Genomic DNA, 16,286 nt, shown 5'->3' with positions numbered 1-16,286 from the left:
CCCGCCATGAAGTTCGCGTCGCTGATGCCGTGCGTGGTCGCCACCAGGCTGCCCACGTTGACGCTGGCGGTCGGCCCGAAGTACATGCCCGCCGGGTTGACGAAGAACACCTGCCCCGGCGCGTTGATGCTGCCGTAGATCTGGCTGGGGTTGCCGTCCAGCACGCGGTTGAGGATGGCCGCGCCTGCCGAGGGCTGCTGGAAGTTGACCGTGGCCGCGCGGCCTACGTTGAAGCTCTGCCAGTTGACCACCGCGTTCTGCGAGGTCTGCGTGACATTCGTCGTATTGCCGCTGGTGCTGATGCTGGCCTGCCCCGCCGCCACCTGCCCGCCGGTGGGCAGCTGGTTCGGCGCAGGCGGCGCGGCATGTGCCAGGCCGATGCCGGCCAGCGCCGCCACCAGCGGCTTGATGGCAAGGCGCGCGCGCGTTGCGACGCCGCTCACGCTGCGGCTGGCCTTGCCTTGACTGCGCGCGGTCTCTGCCACGACGACCCAGGCACGCACGAGTTCGCTCCAGATCAGGCGATAGATCTTGTTCATAGACAGGCTTCCGGGAAACTTAGAACGACAGGCTGGCGGTCAGCCAAACTCGGTTTTTGATCAGGGAGCCGTCCTGGTCCTTGCCGGACGGCGTGGCGTTCGGATTGCCGCCGATGCGGTGCGCCCAGGTCGCGCCCAGGTTCACCCCGCGCCCGGGCTGCCACTGCACGGCCAGCCCCGCCCCTTGCAGGTGGTAGCTGTTGACCAGCGGCGCGCCGGGGAAGTTGTTGTCCCGATTGACCGTGACGTGACCCCAGTCATAGAACCCCGACAGCGACACCCCGTACGGCAAGCGCCAGCGCAGCTCCAGGTTGACCAGTTGCCCCTCGCTGCCGCCGCCCTCGCCGATCGGGTAAGCGCGCACGCCGCCCGGGCCGCCCAGGTAGAACTTCTCCGACGAATCCAGGTTCTTGCTGGCCATCTGCCCGGACAGCATGGCCGTGGCCGACAGCGCATCGGTCAGCACCTGCTGGCGCGACATGCCGTAGCGCATCTTCAGGAACTGGCCGGCAGTGCGCGCCGTCATGGCGTCGGCGGCCTGCGTGGGCGACTGGCCCAGGTTCAGGCTGCCTCCGGTGAAAATCGCGCTGGCGGTGTTGGCGCCGCCCCGGCCCAGGTTGTCGAACAGGTTGCCGCTCAGGCCCAGGCTTAGCGTGTTGTCGAAATAGCGGCTGGTGGTGACCTGGCTGGCCTCGTTGTCGTAGGTCTTGTGGTCGTAATTGGCCACGAAGTACAGGTTGCGCTGGCGCGCGCGGATCAGCGGATAGCTGGCCTCCAGGCCTACCGTGTTGGAGTTGCCGCGCGCGTTCAGCGCCTTGAAGTCATCCGCCACCAGCCGGTAGTCCAGCCGCGAGGCGTTGGCGCCGACGCGCCAGCCGTCATAGCCCACCGGCACCGTGTAGCCTAGCCGCAGGTAGCGGTAGCCCTCGCTCAGCAAGCCGTTGGCCAGCAGCTGGTCGCCGAGGCCCGCCAGGCTGTTCACGCTGGCGTTGCCCACCAGCCGCGCCGCGCCGGTGGAGCGCGCGCCCTGGTTGTCCATGGCCACATTGCCGGTCGCCAGCGGCGTCTCCACGAAGTTCAGCGCCAGGTCGGTTTCCTGCTCCTGCGCGCCCGGCTGCAGACGCCCCACCAGCGACACGCCCGGCAGATCATTCGCCAGCAGCAACGCGCGGTCCAGCGTCTCCGTATTCAACGGCTGGCCCACGGGCTGGTGTGCGGCAAAGCCGGCGATGATGCGCTCGCGGCTCACGCGCCGCGGGCCCTCGCCCTCGATGCGCACGCCGCCGAACACGCCTTCCACCACCTGGATGGTCACCGCTCCCTCGCGCACGTCCTGCGCGGGCAGGTAGGCCCGCACCACCCAGCCCGCCGCGCGGTAGGCCTCGGCCACCGCGGCGGCGGCGGCCTGCAGCTCGCTGAAGTCCAGCGGCCGGTTCAGGAAGCCGGCCACCACGGGCGCGAGCTGCGCCTCGCTCATCTGCTTGTTGCCGGCAAAGCGGAAGGCCTTGACCGTAACGGTGACCTCGCCGCGCGGCCGCATGGGTGGCGGCGCCGCCGAGCGATCCGGCGCCACGGGCTTTGGCAAGGCCGGCGGCAGCTCCGGCTCGATCTGCTGGCGCAACGCGCCGGCGTCAGGCGGCGTCTGTGCAAGGACCGGACCTGCCGCCAGGGCGGCCAGCCACAGACCCACCAGTTGCCGCACGCCAGCAGCAGGCACCCGGCCGTAAGAACAGAGAATTGGACTACGCATTGGAGAGTGGGACCGGAGACTTTGATATAGGCTCCGACTCTATCCAACGGCCAGCCGGCAAAGCTGACAAGTCCTGACATTGGCGAAAGAGGCGCCAAATAGCAGCTACGGCTGGGCTATAGTCCTGCCGGCCGTGCCTCGCATGGCTACGATGGCCGGCGGTGCGCTAACGGTCCGTTGGGGGATGACGCGCTCGCAAAGCACCTTGGCGGCAAGGATCGCTAGGCGCGTACGAGATAGGCCTGGCGCAAGCGCTCGGCATCCACCTTGAGCACATCGCCCAGGTAGGCATCGATGCCGCCGTAGTCCTGCTCGATGGCGTGCATCGAGGCTTCCAGGTAAGAGGCCTTCACCGCCAGCAACGGCCACATCACCGCGGGATCGACGCCGAACTGTGCCGCGCCGGCGCTCATCTTCTGGTTGAAGCCCTGGTTCCAGTGATTCGATTCCAGGTAGTTGGCCATGATGATGTCGCGCTCCACGCCCAGGCCGGCCAGCAGCAGCAGCGAGGCAAAGCCGGTGCGGTCCTTGCCCGCCGTGCAGTGGTACAGCAGGTTGCCGCCCTGCTCCGCGGTCTTCAGGAAGCCGCCGAAAGCGGCCTGGTACTTGCGCGGAAAGTCAGCATAGACCTCCAGCATGAAGGCCTCCATCTGCGCCGCGCTGCCGTCGCGCAAACGCGGCATCAGCGCGGCCATCGACATGCTGCCTTCGAGCACCGGCGTGGCGACCCAGCGGAAGGCCTCGCCAAAGGGGCTTTCCGCGGCGGTCTTCTCACCGGCCGAGCGGAAGTCGATCACCATGTCCAGCTGCAATGCGCGCAGCCGTTCCATATCCGCCGCGCTGGCCAGGCCCGGGTTGCCGCTGCGAAACAGCTTGCCGGCACGCACGCGGCGGCCGTCGCGCGTGGCGAGGCCGCCGAGGTCGCGCAGATTGACCACATTGTCCAGCGCCAGCGCCGCGTTGCCCGGCACGCCGGCACCTTGTGATAGCGCATCGGCCATGTTTTCCTGCATCGTGTGTCCCTGCCCTGTCTTTGTCGTTCGGTGGCGCGCGCGCCGCACCGCACGTGGTGGCGGCTCAGCGCGCGCGATAGGCCGGCACATGCCAGCGCGTATGGCAGCCAGCAATATAACGGCGATCGAGCTTTGCCACCAGTTTCCACACACTCATCGGGTCCACATCGTCGAGATCCAGGTCGACCCAGGCCCAGGGATGCGCACAGTCGCCCTCGCGGATCAGCTCGATGTCCTTGATCCGCACGTAGGCGGCCAGCGCCGTGCGCAGCGCGGATGCGTCGACTTCGGCACGTAGTCCTCTCACTAAAACCTTCATCATGCACTCCAATGTTTTCAGATCACATGCGCGCCGCATGCGCGCGGCTAGCCAGCGTGCGGGGCCACCGGTGGTGGCGCTCGCTGCGCAACGCCCACAAGGCCTTGTCGCGCAATGATCATCAATGATCTGAAAGTCTGACCGCATGGCGCATCGAAATTTCCCTGCGCGAGCCGGTTCTTTGATCCGCGTCATATGCGCCCGGATCCACCCTCGACACGCACCGTTGGCCGGCACGATAATTTCCCCATGTCGAGCGCGGCAGTCCGGCCGCAAGCCGGTCTCCCGCCTCCGCCAGGTCTTCACGGAAAACCGCCGAACGACGCCGCCACCCTGCCAGTCACAGGCTAGCCATTTGCCCGCGCGTGACGTCCACCTTCCCGTGTCGAACCAAGATCAACAAGACAAGAAAAGGGAAAGCGATGACAGACCCGCACACTCCAACCCAAGCCGTCCGCGCAGCCGCCCCCGCCTCCATCGGTGTGGCTGCCGCCGTGCCGCAGGCCGCGCCCGGCAAATCCACGCCATGGGGGCTCTACGCCGCCGTCCTGGTACTGATCGGCATACTCGCCCTGCCCCTGCCCCCGGACCTGCCGGTGGCGGGACATCGCATGCTGGCCATCCTCGCCTTTGCCATTGTGGTGTGGATCACCGAGGCGGTCTCCTACGAGGCCAGCGCCATCATGATCACGTCGCTGATGGCCGCGCTGATCGGCTTTGCGCCCACGGTGGCCGACCCGGCCACGCAATACGGCACCTCCCGCGCGCTCGGCATGGCGCTGGCAGGGTTCTCCAACACCGCGCTGGCGCTGGTTGCCGCCGCCCTCTTTATCTCGGCGGCGATGACGGTGACCGGGCTCGACCGGCGCATCGCGCTGGTCACGCTGTCGGCCATCGGCACCAGCACGCGGCGCATCCTGATCGGCAGCATCGTGGTGACCATCGCACTATCGCTGGTGGTGCCGAGCGCCACCGCGCGCAGCGCCTGCGTGGTGCCGATCATGATGGGTGTGATCGCCGCCTTCGGGGTCGACAAGAAATCCAATATCGCCGCCGGCATCATGATCACCGTGGCCATGGCCACCAGCATCTGGAACGTCGGCATCCAGACCGCCGCCGCGCAGAACCTGCTGACGGTGGGCTTCATGGACAAGCTGCTGGGTGAGCGCATCACCTGGCTGCAATGGCTGATCGCCGGCGCGCCGTGGGCCATCGTGATGTCGGTCGTGCTGTATTTCCTGGTGCGCTTCCTGTTGCCCGCCGAGACCGAGGCCATTCCCGGCGGCAAGGAAGCCGTGCAAAAGGAACTCGCCGGGCTGGGCCCGATGAGCGGCCCGCAGAAGCGGCTTGCCGCCGTGTCCATCGGGCTGCTGCTGTTCTGGGCGACCGAGGGCAAGCTGCACCAGTTCGACACCGCCACCGTGACCTTCGTCGGCCTGGTGATCCTGATGATGCCGCGCATTGGCGTGATGGACTGGAAGACCATGCAGCAACGCACGCCGTGGGGCACGCTGATCGTGTTCGGGGTGGGCATCAGCCTGGGCACCGCGCTGCTCACCACGCAGGCCGGCCAGTGGCTGGGCAAGTTCGTGGTGGCCAACTCCGGGCTCGCCACGCAAGGCCCGATCCTGGTGTTCGCCATCCTGGCCGCCTTCCTGATCCTGATCCACCTCGGCTTTGCCAGCGCCACCGCGCTCACCGCGGCGCTGCTGCCGATCCTGATCTCGGTGCTGCAAACGCTGCCGGGCGATATCAACCAGATCGGCCTGACGATGCTGCTCGGCTTCACCGTGAGCTTCGGCTTCATCCTGCCGATCAATGCACCGCAAAACATGGTTTGCCTGGGCACGGACACGTTCAACGGCAAGCAGTTCGCCAAGGTCGGCATCCCCGTGACGGTGATCGGCTACGCCCTGATGCTGCTGTTTGCCGCCACCTACTGGCGCTGGCTGGGCTGGATCTGAGCGCACACCGGGACAAGGACCAAATATGAAAATCACACTGCAATCCGCCACCCAGCTCGCCCGCGACCTGCTCGCCGCGCAAGGCGTGCCGGCCGACATCGCCAACGACGTGGCCGAGCACCTGGTCGAGGCCGATCGCTGCGGCTACACCAGCCATGGCCTGTCGATCCTGCCTAACTACCAGCGTTCGCTCGCAACCGGCAACGTCAACCCGGCGGGCCGCGCCGAATGCGTGCTCGACCGCGACAGCCTGCTGGTGTTCGACGGCAACGGCGGCTTCGGCCAGCACGTGGGCAAGCGCGTCATCGAAACCGCCATCGAGCGCGTGCGCCAGCACGGCCACTGCATCGTCACGCTGCGCCGCTCGCACCACCTGGGCCGCATGGGCCACTACGGCGAGATGGTGGCCAAGGAGCGCTTCGTGCTGCTGAGCTTTACCAATGTGATCAACCGCTCCCCGGTGGTGGCCCCCTACGGCGGCCGCACCGCGCGGCTGACCACCAACCCGCTGTGCTTCGCCGGGCCGATGCCTAACGGCCGGCCGCCGCTGGTGGTGGATATCGCCACCAGCGCCATCGCCATCAACAAGGCCCGCGTGCTGGCCGAGAAAGGCGAGCCCGCGCCGGAGAACAGCATCATCGACAGCGGCGGCAACCCCACCACCGATGCCGGGGCCATGTTCAGCGAACACCCGGGTGCGCTGCTGCCCTTCGGCGGCCACAAGGGCTATGCGCTCGGCGTGGTGGCGGAGCTGCTGGCGGGCGTGCTGTCCGGCGGCGGCACCATCCAGCCGGACAACCCGCGCGGCGGTGTCGCCACCAACAATATGTTCGCGGTGCTGATGAACCCGGAGCTCGACCAGGGCCTGAGCTGGCAGAGCGCGGAGGTGGAAGCCTTTGTCAACTACCTGCACGACACCCCGCCCGCCCCGGGCTTTGACAGTGTGCAATACCCGGGCGAGTTCGAAGCCGCCAACCGCGCGCTTAGCACCACCCACCTGGAGGTAAACGCGGCGATCTGGCGCAACCTGGAAACGCTGGCAAAGGAACTTGGCGTGGCGCTGCCGGCGGGCTGAACCGGCGGGGCGGCTTGGGCAGGGGCATGGCCAGTGCTGGCACAATACGGCCCATGGAACGTCTCTGGTCGAATTTTCTCAAGCTGGTGCTGCTGCTCATCCTAGGCGCGGCCCTGCTCGGCACGCTCGCCGTGCTCGTCGCTCAGCGCCAGCTGCCCACGCTGGATGCGCTCACCACTTTCCGCCAGTCGCCCGGCTACGTGCCCATCGGCGAGATACCGCCCAAGCTGACCCAGGCGGTGGTAGCCATCGAGGACGACCGCTTCTACCTGCATGACGGCATCGACTATGTCGGCGTGATCCGCGCCGGCGTGGCCAACCTGTCCGATGAGCTGTCGCAGGGCGCCTCCACCATCACCATGCAGGTGGCGCGGAACTTCTTCCTCTCGCGCCAGAAGACCTATACCCGCAAGCTGTATGAGGTGCTGCTGGCTTACCGGATCGAACATGCGATGAGCAAGGACGAGATCCTCGAGATCTACATGAACAAGGTCTATCTTGGGCAGGGAGCCTATGGCTTCGCGGAGGCCGCCGAGACTTATTTTGGCAAGCCGGTGGGCGAGCTGACTTTAGCGGAATGCGCGATGCTGGCCGGATTGCCTAAGGCGCCTTCGGCGAATAACCCGGTGGTGAATCCCCGGCGCGCCCGGCAGCGGCAGGCTTACATTTTGCTGCGGATGCTGGAGTTGGGGAGGATTGGGAGGGGGGAATATGATGCGGCGTTGTTGGAGCCGTTGAGGTTGAAGTAGGTTGATTGAGCGGTGTTGGTTTTTGCGCCCAAGAGCCGTATGACATCGTCCTGCGGGGTTGATTGCTGTTTCTTTGGGCGGCGATGGTTTTTGGACCCAAGAGCCATACGACATCCCCCTGCGGGGGCTGCCGGTCACTCTTCTTTGCGTCGGCAAAGAAGACTAACGAGAAGAAAGCCGACCCTGCCGGGCGCAGAGCAATAAGGCTATTTGGGCCTCGGTGGTTGCGTCGTACGGCCCGGAGTGTTGGCTAGCGAATCCTACCGGCCCGAAGGGCATCGCTATAGCATGACCCAATGGTCACGTGGTGGTGCCCCTGATCGCTTTGCTCGGTGAGCGTTCGGGCATCTGCCGTTCGCGGTGCTCAGCGCCACGATCCTGCCTGCCTTGGTGGTTTCGTGGTTTTGTCTCTGGCGGCTAGTACCGGGGTATTTGATGCCCTGCCGTACCGGCGCGAGCGGCACCTTGCTATCGCCCCCTCTGGTTTCGTGGTGGGCACCGTGGCCCGGTTCGCGAGGGCCGTGCTCGCACCTCACGGTGCTTGCCCTCCGAGACAAAACCACGAAACCAGCCACACCCGAAACGGCGCAGCACTTCGCCCCGCGAACGGCAGATGTGGGAATGGTCACCGCAAGCGAGGTCAGGGGCCGCACCACGTAACCATTGGGTCATGCAGTTGCGATGTCCTCTGGGCCGGTAGGATCCGCCAGCCAACACTCCGGGCCGTACGACGCAACCACCGATATTCGAGAGCCTTATTGCTCTGCGCCCGGCAGGGTCGGCTTTCTTCTCGTTAGTCTTCTTTGCCGACGCAAAGAAGAGTGACCGGCAGCCCCCGCAGGGGGATGTCGTATGGCACTTGGGTGCAAAAGCCATCGCCGATCAAAGAAGCAGCGACCACCCCCGCAGAGCAACGTCGTATGGCCCTTGGGCGCAAAAGCCATCGCCGCTCAAAGCAACAGCAACCTACCCCCTTACTCCAACACCCCCCGATGCCTAGTCACCGCCAACAGAACAATCTCATCCAGCCCAGCATCTTCACTACCATCCAGCCGCGCCAGCAAAGCACGCCGCATGCGTGGTTCCCAAAAGCGCTTGATATGGCTGGCGATATCCGCCACTGCTTCTTCGCGGTCCGGCATGGCTTCGAAGAAGGTGCCGATCTGGTTCGCCATCTTGACGAGGTTGTCGGAGTTCATGCCTGTTCCGTCCTGCTGTGCAAACGTTGGGGGTGGGAGTAAACCACGTGCCGGCCGGCGCGTACAAAGCCGGCCAGCGTGATGCCGGCATCGACCGCCAGGCGTACCGCGAGCGCGGTCGGGCCTGATACGGCGGCCAGCACGCCGACGCCGGCGCTGGCGGTCTTCAGCACCATTTCGTAGCTGGCGCGGCTGGTCACCAGCACGGCGCCGCGCGAGCGGTCCTCGCCGGTGCGGGCCAGCGCGCCGATCAGTTTGTCGAGCGCGTTGTGGCGGCCCACGTCTTCGCGGACCAGCGCGACCTGGCCGTCGGCGCGCAGCCAGGCGGCGGCGTGCGTGGCGCCGGTGTGGCGCAGCAGTTCCTGCCGGGTCTGCAACTGCGCGAATGCGGCGTACATCGCCTCGTCGCTGAAGCTGGCGCCGCTGCTGACGGGTGCCGGGGCGCGCATGACTTCCTGCAGCGATTCGGTGCCGCACAGGCCGCAGCCGGTACGGCCCGCCATGGCGCGGCGCCGATCCTTGAGCGCGGAGAAGGCTTGCGCCGCGATGCGCAACCGCACCGCGATACCCTCGGGGCGAACCTCAGTCTCCATCTCATAAACGTCGCGCGGGCTGGCCACCAGCCCTTCGCTCAGGCTGAAGCCCAACGCGAAGTCTTCGAGATCGGCCGGCGAGGCCAGCATGACCGCATGCGAGATGCCGTTGTATTCGAGCGCAACCGGCACTTCCTCGGCAATCTCGTCGTCCTCCAGCGCCAGCTCGCCCAGGCGGCTGCGGCTGACCGCGAAGGTGCTGTGGGTGACCGGTTCGGCGTCGGCCATGGCGAGCTCGCAGAGTGTCATGCCGACCCTGCCTCGGCGCTGGCCGCCTGCAGCAACTGCATCTGCTGATCGTGGAAATCGCGGTACTGGCGCTGCCATTCGGACGGCTGCGCCACCGGCATGACCTGCACCGCGGTGACCTTGTACTCGGGGCAGTTGGTCGCCCAGTCCGAGTTGTCCGTGGTGATCACATTGGCGCCGGACTCCGGGAAGTGGAAGGTGGTGTACACCACGCCCGGCTGCATGCGCTCGCTGACGATGGCGCGCAGCACGGTTTCGCCCGCGCGGCTTTGCACGCCAACCCAGTCGCCGTCCTTGATGCCGCGTTCCTCCGCGTCGTGCGGATGGATCTCCAGGCGGTCCTCGTCATGCCACATCACGTTCTCGGTGCGGCGTGTCTGCGCGCCCACGTTGTACTGCGACAGGATGCGGCCCGTGGTGAGGATCAGCGGGAACTTGCGGTTCACGCGCTCGTTGGTGGGTACGTAGCGGGTGATGATGAACTTGCCCTTGCCGCGCACGAATGCGTCGATGTGCATGGTCGGCGTGCCCTCGGGCGCGGCGTCGTTGCACGGCCACTGGATGCTGCCGAGTTCTTCCAGGCGCTGGTAGCTGACACCGCTGAAGGTGGGCGTGAGCCGCGCGATCTCGTCCATGATCTCGGAAGGATGCTTGTAGTTCATCGGATAGCCCAGCGCGTTGGACAGCAGCACGGTGGCTTCCCAGTCGGCATAGCGGGCCTTGGGTGGCATTACTTTGCGCACACGCGAGATACGGCGCTCGGCATTGGTGAAGGTGCCGTCCTTCTCCAGGAAGGACGAGCCCGGCAGGAATACGTGCGCGTACTTGGCGGTCTCGTTGAGGAAGATGTCCTGCACCACGATGCACTCCATGGCCGACAGCGCCGCCGACACGTGCTGCGTGTTCGGGTCGGACTGCACGATGTCTTCGCCCTGGCAGTACAGGCCCATGAAGCTGCCGGACAGCGCGGCCTCGAACATATTGGGAATGCGCAGGCCCGGCTCCGGGCTGATCTCCACATTCCACGCGGATTCGAACAGCCCGCGCGTGGTGGAATCCGACACATGGCGGTAGCCCGGCAGTTCATGCGGGAACGAGCCGATGTCGCACGAGCCCTGCACGTTGTTCTGTCCGCGCAGCGGGTTCACGCCCACGCCTTCGCGGCCGATATTGCCCGTGCACATGGCGAGGTTGGCGATGCCCATCACGGTGGTCGAGCCCTGCGCATGTTCGGTCACGCCCAGGCCGTAATAGATCGCGGCATTGCCGCCGGTGGCATACAGGCGCGCCGCGCCGCGCAGTTGCCCGGCGGGAATGCCGGTGATCTCGGCCATGGCTTCCGGCGAGTTCTCCGGCAGCATGACGAAGTCGCGCCATTGCTGGAACGCGCGGTCCTCGCAACGCTCGGCGATAAACGATTCGGCCATCAGGCCTTCGCTGACGATCACGTGGGCCATCGACGTCACCACCGCCACATTGGTGCCGGGACGCAATTGCAGGTGGAAGTCGGCGCGCACGTGCGGCGAATCGACCAGGTCGATGCGGCGCGGATCGATCACGATCAGCTTGGCGCCGGCGCGCAGGCGCTTTTTCATGCGCGAGGCAAACACGGGGTGGCCGTCGGTTGGGTTGGCGCCCATCACCATGATGACGTCCGCCTTCTCCACCGAGCGGAAGGTCTGCGTGCCGGCGGATTCGCCCAGCGTCTGCTTGAGGCCGTAGCCGGTGGGCGAGTGGCAAACCCGCGCGCAGGTATCGACGTTGTTGTTGCCGAAGGCGGCGCGCACCAGCTTCTGCACCAGGTAGCCTTCCTCGTTGGTGCAGCGCGAGGACACGATGCCGCCGATGGCGTCGCGGCCATGCTTGGCCTGGATGCGCTTGAACTCGGAGGCCGCGTGGCTGATCGCTTCTTCCCACGACACTTCGCGCCACGGATCCGTGATCCTGGCGCGGATCATCGGGTTCAGGATGCGGTCCTTGTGGGTCGCATAGCCAAAGGCGAAGCGGCCCTTCACGCACGAGTGGCCTTCGTTGGCCTGGCCGTTCTTGTACGGCACCATGCGCACCACTTCATTGCCCTTCATCTCCGCCTTGAAGGCGCAGCCCACGCCACAGTAAGCGCACGTGGTGACCTTGCTGTGCTCCGGCTGCCCCATGCGGATGATGGAGGTCTCGGCCAGCGTGGCGGTGGGGCACGCCTGCACGCAGGCGCCGCACGACACGCAGTCGGAATCCATGAAGCTGTCGCCCTGCCCCGCCGTCACGCGCGAATCGAAGCCGCGGCCGCTGATGGTGAGCGCGAAGGTGCCCTGGGTTTCCTCGCACGCACGCACGCAGCGGTTGCACACGATGCACTTGGAAGGATCGTAGGTGAAATACGGATTGGACTCGTCCTTGGCCTCGGCGCGGTGGTTGGCGCCGTCGTACCCATAGCGCACTTCGCGCAGGCCGACCACGCCGGCCATATCCTGCAACTCGCAGTTGCCGTTGGTGGGGCAGGTCAGGCAGTCCAGCGGATGGTCGGAGATGTACAGCTCCATCACGCCGCGGCGCAGATCGGCCAGCTTGTCGGTTTGCGTCTTCACCTTCATGCCGGCTTCGGCCGGCGTGGTGCACGAGGCCGGGAAGCCCCGCCGCCCTTCGATCTCGACCAGGCACAGGCGGCAGGAGCCGAAGGACTTGAGGCTATCGGTGGCGCACAGCTTGGGCACGTTCACGCCGGCTTGCACGGCGGCGCGCATCAGCGAAGTGCCGGCGGGCACGGTCACGTCGACGCCGTCGATCTCAAGGGTGACCTGCTGTTGCGAATCGCTGGCCGGCGTGCCGAAGTCGATTTCGTTGCGTGTGTTCAAGGCGGGCTCCCGCTGCGGCCTGGGCCGCGTACTGGTGATTCAGAGTGGCGCAGTGGCAGCGCCGGTTCGATAGGCTGTGGCGCTGCGCTCAGGCTGCTTTGGCTGGCACTGCCACGCCAAAGTCTTCCGGGAATGCGTCTAGCGCCGACAGCACCGGGTACGGCGTCATGCCGCCCATGGCGCACAGCGATCCGCCCAGCATGGTGTCGCATAGGTCGCGCACCAGCTTGACGTGCTTCACCGGCTGGTCGCCCGCGATGATCTTGTCGATCACCTCGACGCCGCGCGTGGAGCCGATCCGGCACGGCGTGCACTTGCCGCAGGATTCGATGGCGCAGAATGCCATCGCGTAGCGGGCTTGCCTGGCCATGTCGACGGTGTCGTCGAACACCACGATGCCGCCGTGCCCCAGCACCGCGCCGAACGCGGCGAAGGCTTCGTAGTCCATCGGCGTATCCAGCCGCGACACCGGCAGGTACGCACCCAGCGGGCCGCCCACCTGCACCGCGCGGATGGGCCGTGCGCTGCGCGTGCCCTGGCCGTAGTCCTCAAGCAGTTCGCGCAGGGTCACGCCGAAGGCCTTCTCCACCAGCCCACCCTGGCGCACATTGCCGGCGATCTGGAACGGCAGCGTGCCGCGCGAGCGGCCCATGCCAAAGTCGCGATAAAACTGTGCGCCGCGCGCGAGGATCACCGGCACGGTGGCCAGCGAGATCACGTTGTTGATGATGGTGGGCTTGCCGAACAGCCCTTCGATGGCCGGCAGCGGCGGCTTGGCGCGCACCACGCCGCGCTTGCCCTCCAGGCTTTCCAGCAGCGCGGTTTCCTCGCCGCAGACATAGGCCCCGGCGCCCTTGCGCACTTCGAGCCGGAAGCGCCGGCCGCTGCCGCGGATATCGTCGCCCAGCCAGCCGGCCGCCTGCGCGATGCCGACGGCGGATTCCAGCACGGCGATGGCGTGCGGGTATTCCGAGCGCACGTAGATGTAGCCATGCTCCGCGCCGACGGCGAGGCCGGCGATGGTCATGCCTTCGATCAGCATGAACGGGTCGCCTTCCATCACCATGCGGTCGGAGAAGGTGCCGGAGTCGCCTTCATCGGCATTGCAGACCACGTACTTGGTGGGCGACGGCGCGTTGCGCACCGTCTGCCACTTGATGCCCGTGGGAAACGCCGCGCCCCCGCGTCCGCGCAGGCCGGAATCGGTCACTTCCTGCACGATCCGCGCGCCGTCCAGCCCCAGCGCGCGGGTCAGGCCGGCATAGCCATCGTGCGCGATGTAGTCAGCGAGCGAGAGCGGATCGGTGATGCCCATGCGGGCAAAGGTCAAACGCTCCTGCCCCTTGAGGAACGGGATTTCCTCGGTGAGCCCAAGCGCCAGCGCATGCGCGCCACCGGCCAGGAAATCGGCATCGAACAGCGCGGCGACATCTTCGGGGGTAACCGGCCCATAGGCCACGCGCCCGGCGGGGGTCTGCACTTCAACCAGCGGCTCAAGCCAGAACATGCCGCGCGAGCCGTTGCGCACCAGTTCGATGCTGGCGCCACGCGCCGTGGCCTCACGCGCGATGGCGCGGGCCACCGCATCGGCGCCCATGGCCAGCGCGCTGGAATCGCGGGGTACGAAAACGGTGATGCTCATGCTGGCACCTCCTGGTCTTCGACCACGCCCGTGCAGGCTTGGATCAGCGCATCGAAGCGCTGCGGCGTGACGCGGCCGGCCAGTTCCCCGTCGATCATCACGGCCGGGCCACAGGCGCACTGGCCGAGGCAATACACCGGCTCCAGCGTGAACTCGCCATCGGCGGTGGTTTCATGGAATCCGCAGCCCAGCGCACGCTCGGCGTGCGCGGCAAGGGCCTCGCTGCCAACCGACTGGCACGCTTCCGCGCGGCAGACCTGGACCACGTGCCGGCCCGGCTTGCTGTCGCGAAAGTGGTGATAGAAGGTGACCACGCCATGCACCTCGGCGCGCGACAGGTTGAGCGCGCGGGCAATCTCGGGCAGGGCGTCGGCGGGCACGTAGCCCACCGTGTCCTGGATCTCGTGGAGGATGGGCAGCAAGGCACCCGGCATGTCGCGGCGCGCGGCCACGATGCGGGCGACCGGGTCGCGCACGGCGTTGGCGGCTGGCTTAGCGGTTGGCTTAGCGGCTGGTGTATCGGCTGGCTTGGCAGCGGAATCAGACATCGAGTCTCCTGGTGACGCAGCTCGGGCCGGCGCAGGCGCTGAAGCGCAACGCCAGCGGCAGACGGTGTGGCGCATTGGCTTGCGCGTCTTGCCAGGATTTGCTGCGGGGCGCGGCACACCGTGTTGCGGCGGCCGCGTTATATGCTATTTTTTTCATATATTGGGGGCTCTGAACGGGCATTCCCCATCTCGCCTGGCCGGTTAAGCGGGCTTTTATCGGGTGCTATGCCTCTTCGAGCGGACTATAGGCAGTTGGCCACGTTCGAGCAATATGCTATTTTTCTCATATGATTCGCATCTCGATCCTGCCCCACCTCCAAATCCGCGACGACAGCGACGCCGCCAGCGCCCCGCTTGACGTGTCCCGCCTGGTCACCTTGCTCGGGCATATCGAAAGCACCGGCAGCATCAGCCAGTCGGCGCAGGCGACCGGCCTGTCCTACCGCTATGCCTGGGGCATCCTGCGCGACGCGCAAACCCTGTTCGGCGGCGCGCTGATCGCCAAGACCCGCGGGCGCGGCAGCGCGCTGTCGCCGCTGGCGCAGCAACTGGTGTGGGCCAGCAAGCGCATTGCCGCGCGGCTGTCCCCCACGCTGGAGAGCCTGGCCTCGGAACTGGAAATCGAACTGAAGAAGCTGGTGGACCAACCCGGCCCCACGCTGCGCCTGCACGCCAGCCATGGCTTCGCGGTGGCGGCGCTGCATGATTTCCTGGACGCGCACGGGGTGCGCCACGACCTGAAGTACTGCGGCAGCCTTGAGGCGGTTGCGGCACTTGCGCAAGGTGCCTGCGACATTGCCGGATTCCATGTGCCGATCGGCGAATTCGAGCGGGACATGCTGGCGAGCTTTGCCACATGGATTCGCCCCGAGACCCATTGCCTGATCCAGCTGGCGGTTCGCTCGCAAGGCCTCTTCGTGCGCCCCGGCAACCCAAAGCAGGTCACCACGCTGCAAGATCTCTGCCGCGCCGACGTGCGCTTCGTCAACCGCCAGACCGGTTCCGGCACGCGGCTCCTGCTGGACCTGATGCTCAAGGCACGCGGCATCGACAGCGGGCGCATCGAGGGTTACAGCAATGGCGAGTTCACCCACGCCGCGGTGGCCGCCTATATCGGCAGCGGCATGGCGGATGCGGGATTCGGCGTGGAGACGGCGGCGCGCCGCTTCGGGCTGGATTTCGTGCCGGTGCTCAAGGAACGGTATTTCTTCGTGATCGAGCGGGAGCGCCTGCAGAGCCCAGCGCTGGCCGGCGCCGTGGCGGCACTCAGGAGCGCCGGCTTCCGGCAGGTGGTGGATGCCCTGCCCGGCTATGATGGCAGCCTGACGGGCACGGTATTGACACTGGAAGAGGCATTCCCCGACCGCGCCGGCCCGAGCGACTGACCAGGCTACCCAGCTGGAGCAAGCGGGATCTAGCGCGCAGGCGCGCCGTCCGGCAGGGCCTCGATCCGCTCGACGCGGATGGCCGGCGCCCACGTGCCAGGCTGGTTTGCGCGCAGCACGGTGCCGGTCACGCCCACCTTCTGGCCGCGCAACGCCTCGGCCTCGCCGACAGGGAATTTCTCCAGCACCCATGCCTCGCCATCGGCGGTGACCAGCACCGGCTGCTGGAACAGGGCGCTGCCCTTGACCATCACCGTGCCCGTCAAGGCGATGGACCGTCCGGCCGGCACCGCGTGCACGCACGCAGCCAGCACGACGGACAGGGCAGCAATCAGGAGCAGGATTCGACGCATGAGGTTGATTGGATCGACAAGTCCGGGCGGCGAACATCGCCGCCCGGGAGCCGCCG

General features: G+C 66.8%; 14 protein-coding genes and 1 pseudogene. 5 read left to right on the top strand and 10 right to left on the bottom strand.

Annotated features, from left to right (window positions below):
- The first annotated feature begins 6 nt into the window (after positions 1–6).
- Complete coding sequence (locus ACX12D_RS03985; RefSeq protein WP_459374074.1) at positions 7–138, top strand: hypothetical protein; 132 nt, start codon at positions 7–9, stop codon at positions 136–138.
- On the opposite strand, the pseudogene ACX12D_RS03980 reads toward ACX12D_RS03985, so the two are convergent.
- The 4 genes and pseudogenes from ACX12D_RS03980 to ACX12D_RS03965 form a co-directional block, all read right to left on the bottom strand.
- Positions 84–539, bottom strand: a pseudogene (locus ACX12D_RS03980) (two-partner secretion domain-containing protein); the annotation flags it as partial. The gene ACX12D_RS03985 and the pseudogene ACX12D_RS03980 overlap by 55 nt on opposite strands.
- 19 nt (positions 540–558) lie before the next feature.
- Positions 559–2,289 (bottom strand): ShlB/FhaC/HecB family hemolysin secretion/activation protein, encoded by a 1,731-nt coding sequence (locus ACX12D_RS03975; RefSeq protein ID WP_459373006.1) that lies wholly within the window; start codon positions 2,287–2,289, stop codon positions 559–561.
- Positions 2,290–2,510: 221 nt separating this feature from the next.
- Complete coding sequence (locus tag ACX12D_RS03970; RefSeq protein ID WP_459373005.1) at positions 2,511–3,302, bottom strand: tyrosine-protein phosphatase; 792 nt, start codon at positions 3,300–3,302, stop codon at positions 2,511–2,513.
- 64 nt (positions 3,303–3,366) lie between these two features.
- Positions 3,367–3,621 carry an RNA-binding protein gene (locus ACX12D_RS03965; RefSeq protein WP_459373919.1) on the bottom strand — a complete coding sequence of 85 codons (255 nt, stop codon included), beginning with the start codon at positions 3,619–3,621 and terminating at the stop codon, positions 3,367–3,369.
- A 422-nt stretch (positions 3,622–4,043) separates the two neighbouring features.
- Between ACX12D_RS03965 and ACX12D_RS03960 the strand changes: the two genes are divergently transcribed.
- Genes ACX12D_RS03960 through ACX12D_RS03950 form a run of 3 tightly spaced genes read left to right on the top strand, consistent with a single transcriptional unit; the run spans position 4,044 to position 7,409 of the window.
- A complete protein-coding gene (locus tag ACX12D_RS03960; protein WP_441641371.1) occupies positions 4,044–5,585 on the top strand; it encodes a DASS family sodium-coupled anion symporter in 1,542 nt (513 codons plus the stop codon).
- A gap of 25 nt (positions 5,586–5,610) precedes the next feature.
- Positions 5,611–6,660, top strand: a complete 1,050-nt coding sequence (locus ACX12D_RS03955; RefSeq protein ID WP_459373004.1) for an Ldh family oxidoreductase — start codon at positions 5,611–5,613, stop codon at positions 6,658–6,660.
- Between the two features lie 53 nt (positions 6,661–6,713).
- Complete coding sequence (locus ACX12D_RS03950) at positions 6,714–7,409, top strand: transglycosylase domain-containing protein (RefSeq protein ID WP_459373003.1); 696 nt, start codon at positions 6,714–6,716, stop codon at positions 7,407–7,409.
- A gap of 974 nt (positions 7,410–8,383) precedes the next feature.
- Here ACX12D_RS03950 and ACX12D_RS03945 read toward each other — a convergent pair.
- The 5 genes from ACX12D_RS03945 to ACX12D_RS03925 form a co-directional block, all read right to left on the bottom strand.
- Positions 8,384–8,608 (bottom strand): formate dehydrogenase subunit delta, encoded by a 225-nt coding sequence (locus tag ACX12D_RS03945; RefSeq protein ID WP_416047736.1) that lies wholly within the window; start codon positions 8,606–8,608, stop codon positions 8,384–8,386.
- Positions 8,605–9,450, bottom strand: a complete 846-nt coding sequence (gene fdhD, locus ACX12D_RS03940; RefSeq protein ID WP_459373002.1) for a formate dehydrogenase accessory sulfurtransferase FdhD — start codon at positions 9,448–9,450, stop codon at positions 8,605–8,607. The genes ACX12D_RS03945 and fdhD overlap by 4 nt, the downstream gene beginning before the upstream one ends.
- On the bottom strand, positions 9,447–12,302 hold the full coding sequence (gene fdhF / locus ACX12D_RS03935) for a formate dehydrogenase subunit alpha (RefSeq protein WP_459373001.1): 2,856 nt from the start codon (positions 12,300–12,302) through the stop codon (positions 9,447–9,449). The genes fdhD and fdhF overlap by 4 nt, the downstream gene beginning before the upstream one ends.
- Positions 12,303–12,390: 88 nt before the next feature.
- On the bottom strand, positions 12,391–13,944 hold the full coding sequence (locus ACX12D_RS03930) for a formate dehydrogenase beta subunit (RefSeq protein WP_459373000.1): 1,554 nt from the start codon (positions 13,942–13,944) through the stop codon (positions 12,391–12,393).
- Positions 13,941–14,492: a formate dehydrogenase subunit gamma gene (locus ACX12D_RS03925; RefSeq protein ID WP_459372999.1), complete on the bottom strand. Its 552-nt coding sequence runs from the start codon at positions 14,490–14,492 to the stop codon at positions 13,941–13,943. The genes ACX12D_RS03930 and ACX12D_RS03925 overlap by 4 nt, the downstream gene beginning before the upstream one ends.
- Positions 14,493–14,779: 287 nt before the next feature.
- Here ACX12D_RS03925 and ACX12D_RS03920 point away from each other — a divergent pair, with 287 nt between their 5' ends.
- Positions 14,780–15,877, top strand: coding sequence for a substrate-binding domain-containing protein (locus ACX12D_RS03920; RefSeq protein ID WP_459372998.1), 1,098 nt, complete (start codon positions 14,780–14,782; stop codon positions 15,875–15,877).
- A gap of 29 nt (positions 15,878–15,906) precedes the next feature.
- On the opposite strand, the gene ACX12D_RS03915 is transcribed toward ACX12D_RS03920, so the two are convergent.
- Entirely contained in the window at positions 15,907–16,230 is a 324-nt protein-coding gene (locus tag ACX12D_RS03915) for a hypothetical protein (protein WP_441641312.1), read from the bottom strand.
- Between the last annotated feature and the right edge of the window lie 56 nt (positions 16,231–16,286).

This window comes from Cupriavidus sp. PET2-C1 (assembly GCF_054515855.1).
Note: the sequence above shows the minus strand (reverse complement) of the source record. Positions and strands in the feature narration are given on the sequence as shown.